This window comes from Brevundimonas sp., from assembly GCF_036676055.1.
Lineage (GTDB): Bacteria > Pseudomonadota > Alphaproteobacteria > Caulobacterales > Caulobacteraceae > Brevundimonas.
The window spans coordinates 43,310-53,660 of the sequence record NZ_JAKFDS010000032.1; the positions used below are offsets into that span (position 1 = coordinate 43,310).

At 71.3% G+C, this 10,351-nt stretch carries 8 protein-coding genes and 1 pseudogene; 2 read left to right on the forward strand and 7 right to left on the reverse strand.

All coding sequences use genetic code 11. The features are described 5' to 3' along the window. Positions 1-32: 32 nt before the first annotated feature. The 6 genes from V6M45_RS06100 to V6M45_RS06125 all read right to left on the reverse strand — a co-directional run bounded on the left by V6M45_RS06100 (position 33) and on the right by V6M45_RS06125 (position 6,972). Positions 33-2,897: a M16 family metallopeptidase gene (locus tag V6M45_RS06100; protein WP_332654751.1), complete on the reverse strand. Its 2,865-nt coding sequence runs from the start codon at positions 2,895-2,897 to the stop codon at positions 33-35. Positions 2,898-2,966: 69 nt separating this feature from the next. Further along, complete coding sequence (locus V6M45_RS06105) at positions 2,967-3,815, reverse strand: ribokinase (RefSeq protein ID WP_332654752.1); 849 nt, start codon at positions 3,813-3,815, stop codon at positions 2,967-2,969. Positions 3,816-3,920: 105 nt separating this feature from the next. Then, positions 3,921-4,586: an OmpW/AlkL family protein gene (locus tag V6M45_RS06110; RefSeq protein WP_332654753.1), complete on the reverse strand. Its 666-nt coding sequence runs from the start codon at positions 4,584-4,586 to the stop codon at positions 3,921-3,923. A gap of 123 nt (positions 4,587-4,709) precedes the next feature. Further along, entirely contained in the window at positions 4,710-5,657 is a 948-nt protein-coding gene (locus V6M45_RS06115) for a nucleoside hydrolase (protein WP_332654754.1), read from the reverse strand. Between the two features lie 55 nt (positions 5,658-5,712). After that, a complete protein-coding gene (locus V6M45_RS06120) occupies positions 5,713-6,240 on the reverse strand; it encodes a Rid family hydrolase (RefSeq protein WP_332654755.1) in 528 nt (175 codons plus the stop codon). 66 nt (positions 6,241-6,306) lie between these two features. After that, positions 6,307-6,972 (reverse strand): aspartate/glutamate racemase family protein, encoded by a 666-nt coding sequence (locus V6M45_RS06125; RefSeq protein ID WP_332654756.1) that lies wholly within the window; start codon positions 6,970-6,972, stop codon positions 6,307-6,309. Between the two features lie 79 nt (positions 6,973-7,051). On the opposite strand from V6M45_RS06125, the gene V6M45_RS06130 reads away from it, so the two are divergent. Then, positions 7,052-8,320 (forward strand): DUF819 family protein, encoded by a 1,269-nt coding sequence (locus V6M45_RS06130; protein WP_332654757.1) that lies wholly within the window; start codon positions 7,052-7,054, stop codon positions 8,318-8,320. A gap of 110 nt (positions 8,321-8,430) precedes the next feature. Next, positions 8,431-10,185 (forward strand): ATP-binding protein, encoded by a 1,755-nt coding sequence (locus V6M45_RS06135; RefSeq protein ID WP_332654758.1) that lies wholly within the window; start codon positions 8,431-8,433, stop codon positions 10,183-10,185. Between the two features lie 22 nt (positions 10,186-10,207). Here V6M45_RS06135 and V6M45_RS06140 read toward each other — a convergent pair. After that, a pseudogene (locus V6M45_RS06140) lies at positions 10,208-10,351 on the reverse strand (D-cysteine desulfhydrase); the annotation flags it as partial.

The following is a 10,351-nucleotide window of genomic DNA, read 5'->3' on the forward strand; positions in this document are numbered from 1 at the left end:
TCCCCATTGCGCAGCAATGGGGAGGAAAGCGCCTACTCCGCCGTCCGCACCTGCATCAGCCCCAACGTCGGGCTGTTCAGGTCCAGCTCGGCCGCCGGGATCACCACCACGTCCGGATGGGCCGCGCGCAGGGCGTCGATGAACATATCCGCCTGGCCGACCACCACCACGATGGCGTCCTCGGCGCTGACAATCCCCGCCGCCTCGCGCAGGCTGTCGGGCGTGGTGGCGGCGATCTTCTCCGGATAGGTCTCGATCTCCGACAGCGGCAGGCCATCGACCACCGCGCCGGCCAGCAGGCCGCCCAGTCCGCCGGTGGTCTCCAGCGAGCGCAGGAAGCCGCCGGTGATGAAGGTCTCGCGGTCGGTCACGGCCTGGTCGTCGACCGGCTCGCGCGCCAGCCGGTCGAACTCGGCCAGCACCAGGCCGACCACCTCGGCGGCGCTCTCGTTCTTGGTCTGGGTCGAGGCGATCAGGGCCCCGCCCTCGGCCCGGGCGCCCAGCGTGGAATAGGCCCCATAGCTCAGCCCGCGCTTGGCCCGGACCTCCTGGAACAGCCGCCCGTTCTGGCCCTGTCCCATGACCGCATTGGCCACAGCCAGCGGATAGTAGGCGTCGTCGGCCCGGCGCGGCGCGCGCACCGCCGCCGTCACAGCCGCCTGCCCCGCGCCCGGCATATCGACCACCACCACGCGGGGACCTGTCGGCGCCCCGGCGCGCTCGCCGACCGTCGGCTTCGGAGTCGAGGGCCGGTCCCAGCCGCCCAGCACCTGTTCCGCCCAGGCGAAGGCCGCCTCCGGCTCCATGCCGCCGGTGACGATCACCGTGGCGTTGTCTGGCCGCCACCAGCGCTGATGGAAGGCCACGATCTCCTCGCGGGTGATCGCCTCCACCGACTCCGGCGTGCCCGAGCTCGGCGCGCCATAGGGGGCCGCGCCATAGACCAGCCGGTTCAGCACCAACGAGGCCAGCGGGCCCGGCTGGCTCAGGTTGACGCGAAGTCCGTTGACCGCCTGGGTGCGGCTGCGCGCCACTTCGGCCTCGACGAAGTCGGGGCGCTGCACGACGTCGGCCAGCACGGCGCCCACCTCGGTCGCCGCGGCGATGGGGGCGGACACGAACATCTGGGTGGCGTCGGCGCCGGCGCTGCCGCCGACGTTGGCGCCCAGCGCCTCCAGCGTCCGGGCGATCTCGGGGGCCGAGCGGCCGCCCGCCCCCTGGGTGGCGAGGGCCGCCGTCATCGTCGCCAGCCCCGGCCGGTCGGCCGGATCGGCCGCCGCCCCTCCTCCGAGCACGAGCTGGGCGTTCATGATCGGCAGGTCTGTCGATTTCGCGGCGATGATCCGCAGCCCGTTGGGCAGGACGCGCTCGGCGACCGAGGGGGCGACGACGGCCCGCGCCTCGCCCAGCGCCGGCGGGGCCATGCGCTGGCCCTCGGGCAGCAGTTCGTTCGGCGGCAGCACCGCCGGCGGCACGGTCAGGAAGGTCGGGACCGGGGCCGGGTTGCGCCAGCTGTCCTCCGGCACGCCTTCCGGCCGGGCGCTCTCGTCCTGATAGCGCAGCGACACCCGGGCCTGGTCGTTCAGATACGTCCGCGCCACCCGCTGCACGTCGGCCGCGGTCACCGCCTGGATGGCGGCCAGATTCTCGTCCGGCGCCTTCGGATCGTTCTCGCTGACGATGGCCTGGCCGAGGATGAAGGCCCGCCCCGAAGCCGTCTCGCGCTGGCGCAGCTCGCCGGCCACGATCTCCATCTTGGCCTCCGCCAATTCGGCCGCCGTCACCGGCTCGTCCCGCATCCGCGCCAGTTCGGCGTTCAGCGCCGCCTCGACGTCGGCGATGGCCTTGCCGCGCGCCACGGTCGCCGTGGCGACGATCGTGCCGTCCTCCTCGTTGCTGCCGACGCCGAGACCGGCGTTGGCGGCCAGCTCGGTGCGATAGACCAGCGCCTGGTGCAGCCGCGAGCTCTCGCCCCGCGACAGGATGCCCGACATCACCTCCAGCGCCGCGGCGTCCGGATGGTTGGCCGGCACGCCCGGATAGATGACCCCGACGGCTGGCAGCGGCACGTTCGGCGCATAGGCCTCGACCATCCGCGGCGCCGTCCGCGGCGTCTCCACCGGCCGCTCGAACACAGGCACCGGGCGGTCGGGATTGCGGATGTCGGCGAAATACTGGTCGACCAGCCGGTTCAGCTCGGCCGGATCGAAATTGCCCGACACGATCATCGTCGCCGTGGCCGGACGGTAATAGGCTTCGTGGAAGGCCCGGGCGTCCTCGATCACCGCCGAGTCCAGCTCCTCGATCGAACCGATCACGCTGCGGCGATAGATGCTCTCGTCGAAGCTGTTGTCGCCGATCACGAAGCGCTGGAAGCGGCCGTATGGCGGGGCCAGCACGCGCTGGCGCAGCTCTTCCTTGACGATCGAGCGCTCGGCGTCGAACACCGCCTGGTCGACCACCGGCCGCGCCATCCGCTCGGCATGGGTCCACAGCATCCGCTCCAGATACTGCGGCGGCACGGTCTCGTAATAGTTGGTGAAGTCCTGCCCGGTGGAGGCGTTGCGGCTGCCGCCCGCGTTCTCGACCATGGTCGAGATCTGGCCGTACGGCAGGTTGACCGTCTTCCGGCTCAGGATGTGCTCGAACAGATGGGCGAAGCCGCTGCGACCCTGCGGGTCGTCCTTGCCGCCGACGTCGTACCACAGGGTCACCGTCACCGTGCCCGCGCTCGGGTCCGGCATGGCGTAGACGTCCAGCCCGTTGGCCAGTTCGCGATGGGTGTATTCCAGCGGCGGCACGCTGATCGAGGCGGCGTCCTGGGCCAGGGACGGCCCGGCGGCGAACGGGGCGAGGGCCAGCAGCGAGGCCCCCAGAAGCGCGGCGGTGCGGGTCATTCGGGTGGTCCCTCGGTCAGCAACTGAACAGCGGACCGGGACCCTATCAGCCGATGCGGCGAGCCATAGTTACGACCCTGTAATGATCGCCTCAACCTCGCTCCGCGTCGGCAACGACGGCTGCGCCCCTGGCCGCGTCGCGGCCAGCGCCCCGGCCGCGCAGGCGAACCCCAGCGCCGCCTCCGGCTCCATCCCCTCCAGCAGGGCGACGCAGATGGCGGCGACGAAGGCGTCGCCCGCCCCCGTGGCGTCGACCGCCCGGACCTTCGGCGGCGCAGCGCGCGCGATCTCGGCCCCGCGCTGGTGCATCACCGCGCCTCTCGAACCGAGGGTCGTCACCACGCGGCCGCCGCCATGGTGCAGCAGGTCGCCATAGAAGGCCGCCTCGGTCTCATTGACCACGATCAGATCGGCCCGGCGCAGCAACTGGTCCGACACCGGCGCCGCCGGGGCCAGGTTGACGCAGACGAAATCCGTCGCCCGCCCCACCGCCGCCTCGACCGTCTCGACCGGCAGCTCCAGCTGAACGATCAGCGGCGCCTCGATCCGCGCCGGCAGCTGTTCGGGGGTCACGAAGTGGTTCGCCCCCGCCGCCACGACGATCTGGTTCTCCCCCGACGGGTCGACGGCGATCAGGGCCACGCCGGTCGGCGCCGCCGGATCGACATCGACCTCGGACAGGTCGACCCCGCCGGCGTCCAGCAGGGCGATCGCCTCGCCGGCCATGGCGTCGTCGCCGACCCGGCCCACCAGACAGACCTCGGCTCCCAGCCGCCGCGCCGCCAGCGCCTGGTTGGCGCCCTTGCCGCCCGGATGCCGCGCCAGCGTCGCCCCGGTCACGGTCTCGCCCGCGCGCGGAAGATGCGGCGCGCTGGCGACCAGATCCAGATTGATCGAACCGACGACGGTGATCCTCAAGGCGCGCTCCCGCGAGCGGCCGCACGGCGCGGCCCGACCGGAGCATATAGCCCCGGCCGCGACCCCGCCGCCACTCGCCCCGTCAGAGGCCTGGAATTTACGCCCCTAGAACTTGCGTCCCACGCCCAGCGACACGACCCACGGGTCGAGGCCCACATCGCTCTTCAGCGTGCCGCCGTTGATCGTCGCCTCGGTGTCGAACCACACTTTCTTGACGTCCAGGTTCAGCGTCCACGGACCCGTCAGGGCGACGTCCGCCCCGGCCTGCAGGGCGTAGCCGAAGCCGTCCTCCAGCTCGACCGTGAAGCCGTTCTTGTCCTCGCCGTCGAAGAACAGCATGTAGTTCACGCCCGCGCCGACATAGGGGCTGACGCGCGCTTCCGGCATCGGCCGGTACTGCAGGGTCACCACCGGCGGCAGCACCCAGGTCTCGTGCACGGCCACGTCGGTGGCGCCGCCCTGGGCCCGGATTTCATGCTGCGTGGCGCCGAGGATGGCCTCGACCGCGATGTGGTCGGTCAGGAAATAGGTGAAGCCCAGCGTCGGCATGATGTCGTCGCCGACCTCGACGTTCAGGCCCGAGGCCGCGCCGGCCGCAGTGGTGATGGCGTCGTCGGCGTCGCTCGACACCTGGGTGATCCGGCCGGTCACGATCAGATCGCCCTTGCGCGCGACCTGCCAGTCCGTGCTCTGGGCCATGGCGCCGCCGGCGGCGCCGCTCGCCAGCGTCATCGCCAGGGCGGCGGCGGCCAGGGTGAGTTTCCGTTTCATCGTCGTCTTCCACGACGCCGTCCGGCGGCGACATGCGGCCGGTGAAAGCGTCGGGACGGCTCATGGGCGCGCGGCGCGGCCCGGGCCTTGCGCGGGCGCAAACCTTGACCGTAGCGGGCTGCGTCAGATTGTCCGGCCGGGCCCCACGGCGGCGGCGATCAGGGCGAACACACCGTCCGAGTCGGCCGCCGTCGCCCAGCGGTGCGGCAGGCCGCCGGCCACGGCGTCGCGGAACTCCACGGCCGTGTGCCCGCGGGTCAGGTCGCTCTGCGTCTCCACCCGGATCCGGCACGGCGCCAGCTCGAACAACGCCGGCTGCAACAGCCACGCGACCGGACACGGATCGTGCACCGGCGGCGCGTCCCAGCCGACGATCTCGCGCTCGATCCGCTGCGAGAAGCGCATCATCGACGCGGCCGTATCGGCCATCGCCGTCCCGATCGCCTCGACGGCGGCGATCCGGTCCTCCGTCGCCCGCACCTGATGGGTGGCGTCGAGTCCGAACAGCACCACGTCGCAGCCGCTGGCCAGCACCTCGGCCGCCGCGTCGGGATCGGCCCAGATGTTGAACTCCGCCGAGGCGGTGATGTTGCCGCCCTCGGACCGCGCCCCGCCCATGACCGCCACCGGCCCCAGCCGCTCCGCCAACCCCGGCTCCCGCCGCAGCGCCAGCGCCAGATTGGTCATCGGTCCCAGCACGGCCATCGCGACCGACCGCTCCGGCCGCGCCATCACCAGATCGATGAGGGCGTCCACGGCGTGACCCTCCGCACACGGAGTCTCCGGCTCGAACGGCGTCAGGTCGCCCAGGCCCTCGGCCCCGTGGAACTCGCCCGCCCCCGCCGGTTCGCGCCGCAGCGGCCGGTCCGCGCCCATGAACACCGGCACATCCTCGCGCCCCGCGATCTGGCGCAGCATCCGCGCATTCCGCGCCGTCTTCTGCACCGGCACATTGCCGCCCACGGCGGTGATGGCCAGCAGGTCGAACGCGCCCGCGCCGAAGGCGAGCATCAGCGCCACGGCGTCGTCCACGCCGGGATCGCAATCGATGATGAGAGCTTGCTTGTTCACCCGGCATCACTGCCGCGCGCCGCGCCCGCCCGCAAGCGGCCCGTCAGTCGGCCTGTCAGTCGGCCCGCGCCGGCGCGTGCGCGGTCAGCTGGATCTCGACGATCCCGCCGGTCCCCAGCAGCCCGGTCGTTCCCACCGCGGTCCACGCCGGGCGGGGCCCGTCCGCGAACTCGCGCCAGACCCGTGAGATCACCTCGATCTGATCGTTGCGCGACCCGGCGAAGTCCGGGCCCTCCCAGACGTGGAAACTGTTGATCAGAGCCACGTCGTCCATGCTCGCCCCGGCCGCTTCCAGCGTCCGGTTCAGGTTCGTCAGCGTCCGCCGCACCTGGGCCTCGAAGGCCGCCTCATCGGTCCCCTCGCCCTCGGCCCGAAACACGATCGCGCCCGAGACGTAGAGCGTATCCCCCGCCCGCCGGGCCGGGGCGTAGCCGACCTCATCATGGGCGTACTGCCCGCCCCGCGACGGGATGATCACCTCGCCCCCGGAACTCGGCAGACGCAGCGGATAGGTCGGCGCCTCCTGTGCCAGGGCGGCGCCCGGCAGGAGGGCGAGGATCAGGGCGGCGGCGAGGGTGCGCATCGGGCGTCTCCGGTCTGGAGCCGTATTCCTGCCCCGCCCCGGCGCGCCGCTCAACTTACGCTTTGGTCACCGGCACGCCTTCACGCACGCCGCCGCCAGCACCTCGGCCGAATCCACCAGCGGAACCGACACCTCGTCCGCCGTCAGCAACAGCGGCACCTCGGTGCAGCCGGCGATGACCACCTCGGCCCCGGCCCCGACCAGGGCCGCCGCCAGCCGCCGCATCTCCACCCGTCGCGCCTCCCCGAGGTCGCCGGCCTTGACCGCGTTGATGCAGCCCATCACCGCCTCGCGGTCCGGTCCCGTCAGCCGCAGGATCTTCACGCCCCGTGCCTGCAAGGCGCGGGTGTACAGCGCCTCGCCGCCCGGGGTGGCCAGCACCCCGACCTTCCTGGCCCCGCCGGCCGTGGCGGCCACCGTCGTCTCCTCGATCATGTCGATGAAGGGCAGGCCGACCTTGCGGATGCTCGCGGTCAGGGCGTGGGCCGTGTTGCAGGGCATGGCCAGCACCTGGGCCCCGGCGTCGCGCAGCCGCATCGCCATCTGTCCCAGCACGGCCTCGGCCGCGTCGGCCGCCCGCTGCCGGTCCGGCACCTGCGGATTGATGTCGGCGAGGATGCGGATGTGGTCCGCGTCCTTTTCGGCCGGCGTCAGAGCCTGCACCCGCGCCAGGAAGGCGGTCGTCGCCGCCGGTCCCATGCCGCCCAATACACCCAGGGTTCGTCTGGCCATCTCGCCTCCGTCTCCGATCGACGCCTTGCCAACCGGACGTTCAGCCGCCCTTATGCGCCGAAACCACCAAGGGACGCCAATGCCGACCGAAGCCGAGGCCGCGACGGCCCTGATCACCAACGACGCCGTCGTCCTCGGCCTGCTCGTCGTCATCCTCGGCGGGGTGTTCTGGGCCTCGAACCTGTCGCACCCCTGGGTGAAGCGGTTCTTCACCGTCATCCCGGCCCTGCTGCTGTGCTATTTCCTGCCGTCGCTGCTGACCACCTTCGGCGTGGTCGATCCCGAGACCTCGCGCCTCTATTTCATCGCCTCGCGCTTCCTGCTGCCCGCCGCCCTCGTGCTGCTCACCGTCTCGGCCGACCTGCCGGCGGTGATGGGACTGGGCCCCAAGGCGCTGATCATGTTCTTCACCGGCACGGTCGGAGTGATGATCGGCGGCCCGGTGGCCCTGCTGCTGACCAGCTGGATCGCCCCCGACCTGATGGGCGCCGGGCCCGAGGCCATCTGGCGCGGCATGGCCACGGTCGCCGGCAGCTGGATCGGCGGCTCCGCCAACCAGGCCGCCCTGTACGAGATCTTCGAGGCCGGCCCGGACACCTTCTCGATCTGGATCGCCGTCGACGTCGTCGTCGCCAACATCTGGATGGCCGTCGTCCTGTGGATCGCCGCCAACCAGGCCCGCATGGACAAATTGTTCCGCGCCGACACCACCGCCGTCGACCGGGTGCGCGACAAGGCCGAGGCCTATGAGCTCGAGAACGCCCGCATCCCCTCGCTCAAGGATCTGATCTTCATCGTCGCCGTGGCCTTCGGGTCGGTCGGCCTGGCCCACGCCATCGCCGACCCCCTGGCCGTCTGGTTCGGCGAGAGCTACCCGTGGGCCCAGCGGCTGTCGTTCGACTCCAGCTTCTTCTGGCTGGTGCTGATCGCCACCGTCATCGGCGTGGTCCTGTCCTTCACCCCGGCGCGCAGGCTGCAGGGTCCCGGCGCGGCCAAGGTCGGCTCGGTCTTCGTCTATGTGCTGGTCGCCACCGTCGGCCTGAACATGAACATCGGCGCCATCCTCGACAGCCCCGTCTACTTCCTGATCGGCGGCGTCTGGATGCTGGTCCACGTAGCCCTGATGTTCGGCATGGCCTTCCTGATCCGCGCGCCCAGCTTCTTCCTCGGCGTCGGCTCCATGGCCAACATCGGCGGCGCCGCCAGCGCCCCCGTCGCCGCCGCCGCCTTCCACCCGTCGCTGGCGCCGGTCGGCGTCCTGCTGGCCGTGGTCGGCTACATCATCGGCACGGCGGCGGCCTGGTTCACCGGCCTGGTGATGATGCAGATCGCGGCCGGGGCGGGATAACCGGGCCGGAAGACGGGCACACAGGGCCGCCCCGCCTCCTGCACAACTCCTGATTAACTCGCGCTTCATCGCTGCAAGTATTTGATGTGCGGGCTATTTGGGGTTGGCGAATGAAACAGGGCCTGTGGGGGTTCGACGCGGCGTTCGATCGCACGGCGGTTCAGACGCGCCGTCAGGCGCCTGCCCGCGCCGCCATCTGCATCATGGTGTTCGCCACGGGTCTGACGGCCATTCCCTTCCCGGCCATGCTGGCCTGGGCCGCCGCCTTCGCGAGCGGCGACATCACGCTCTGGTTCGCGACAGACCCCCGCAACCAGGCCCGGCGGCCCGTGCTCTTCCGGAGTCTGCGTCTGCTGGCGACCGCCGTCTCGTCCAGCGCTTGGGCGACCGTCGGAGCGCTATGGTGGTTTTCGCCGGGGGATCACACCAAGGCCGTCGCCGTGGCCTTGCTGGGCGGAACGCTGATCTATGTGGTCCGGGGATGCCACCGCTCGCTGGTGCAGATGATCGCCGCCGGCGCCCCTCCGGCGACCGTGTTGCTCTATCTATCCTTCACCGGCGCCACCCTGACCGAAACGGTGGGCCTGTTCGGCTCCCTGATGCTGGTCCTGGTCTATGCGGCCAGTTCCGGAGCCAATGCGTGGAAGTCTCACCGCGAGTTGGAGAAGGCTACCCTCGCCCTGGTCGAGAAGCAGCGCGAAGCCGAGGCCGCCAGCCTCGCCAAGAGCGAGTTCCTGGCCAATATGAGCCACGAAATCCGCACCCCGCTGAACGGCGTCCTGGCCATGGCGCATGTGCTCGAGAAGGCCGATCTGCCGCCGCGCGAGAAGGAGGCGGCGGCGCTGATCTGCGCGTCCGGCGAAATGCTGGAGCGGCTGCTGTCTGACATTCTCGATATCGCCAAGGTCGAGGCGGGCCAGCTGGAAATCGAGGCCGTTCCGTTCCATGCCGGCGAGCTGACACGCAACGCCGGAAGGCTCTGCCGCGCCAAGGCCGAGGAAAAGGGCGTCCGCCTCACCGTCGCGGTGGATCCGGCGGCGGATCGCGTCTGGCTTGGTGACGCCATCCGGGTTCGGCAGGTGATCCTCAACCTGCTTTCGAATGCGGTGAAATTCACCGACGCCGGCGACGTTCATCTGCGTCTGGAACTCGACGACGAGTGCCGGCTGCGGTTCATCGTGTCCGACACCGGCGTCGGCTTCGAGACGTCCTTCCGTGACCGGCTGTTCGACCGCTTCCAGCAGGCCGACGGATCCATCACCCGCCGCTTCGGGGGCAGCGGCCTGGGCCTCGCCATCTGCAAGCAACTGGCCGACATGATGGGCGGCCTCCTCGATTGCGACAGCACGCCGGGCCAGGGCTCCGAGTTCCGGTTCACCCTCGCCCTGCCCCCGGCGGACGAGGCGACGGCCGCCGCGCCGACGGCCGCCGACGACCCTGCGGGCTCCGCGCTCGCCCCGGCGCTCCGCCTGCTGATCGCCGACGATCATCCCACCAACCGGAAGGTGGTCGAGATCATCCTCGCCGGGGCCGGCATACAGATCACCGCGGTCGACAACGGACTGGAGGCGGTGCGCGCCCACGGCCTCGGGGGCTACGACCTGATCCTTATGGACATGCAGATGCCGGTGATGGACGGCCTGACCGCCACCGCCGAAATCCGCGCCGCCGAAGCCCGGCTCGGGGCCCCTCGCACTCCGATCGTGATGCTCACCGCCAACGCCCTTCCGGAGCACGTCCGGGCCGGACGGCAGGCCGGCGCCGACGGCCACCTGACCAAGCCGATCACCCCCGCCTCGCTCTTCGCAGCCATCAATGAGGCTCTGGGGGCGCCGGACCCGCAGAGCACGACAGTCGCGGCCTGATCCTCCGGTCCGCGGCGGCCCCCTACAGCCCGGCCCCCACCACGCTCTCATAGCCGAACAGCCCCTGCGCCCCGCCGGTGTGCAGGAACACCACCGTCTCGCCCCTGAACGCGCCCTTCCGCGCCAGGGCGATCAGCCCCTTCATCGCCTTGGCGCTGTAGACCGG

Bases quoted from the DNA above. Each gene is read 5' to 3' on its own strand.
- V6M45_RS06100 (WP_332654751.1), bottom strand. From the start codon at position 2,897: ATGACCCGCACCGCCGCGCTTCTGGGGGCCTCGCTGCTGGCCCTCGCC.
- V6M45_RS06110 (WP_332654753.1), bottom strand. From the start codon at position 4,586: ATGAAACGGAAACTCACCCTGGCCGCCGCCGCCCTGGCGATGACGCTG.
- V6M45_RS06120 (WP_332654755.1), bottom strand. From the start codon at position 6,240: ATGCGCACCCTCGCCGCCGCCCTGATCCTCGCCCTCCTGCCGGGCGCC.
- V6M45_RS06125 (WP_332654756.1), bottom strand. From the start codon at position 6,972: ATGGCCAGACGAACCCTGGGTGTATTGGGCGGCATGGGACCGGCGGCG.
- V6M45_RS06130 (WP_332654757.1), top strand. From the start codon at position 7,052: ATGCCGACCGAAGCCGAGGCCGCGACGGCCCTGATCACCAACGACGCC.
- V6M45_RS06135 (WP_332654758.1), top strand. From the start codon at position 8,431: ATGAAACAGGGCCTGTGGGGGTTCGACGCGGCGTTCGATCGCACGGCG.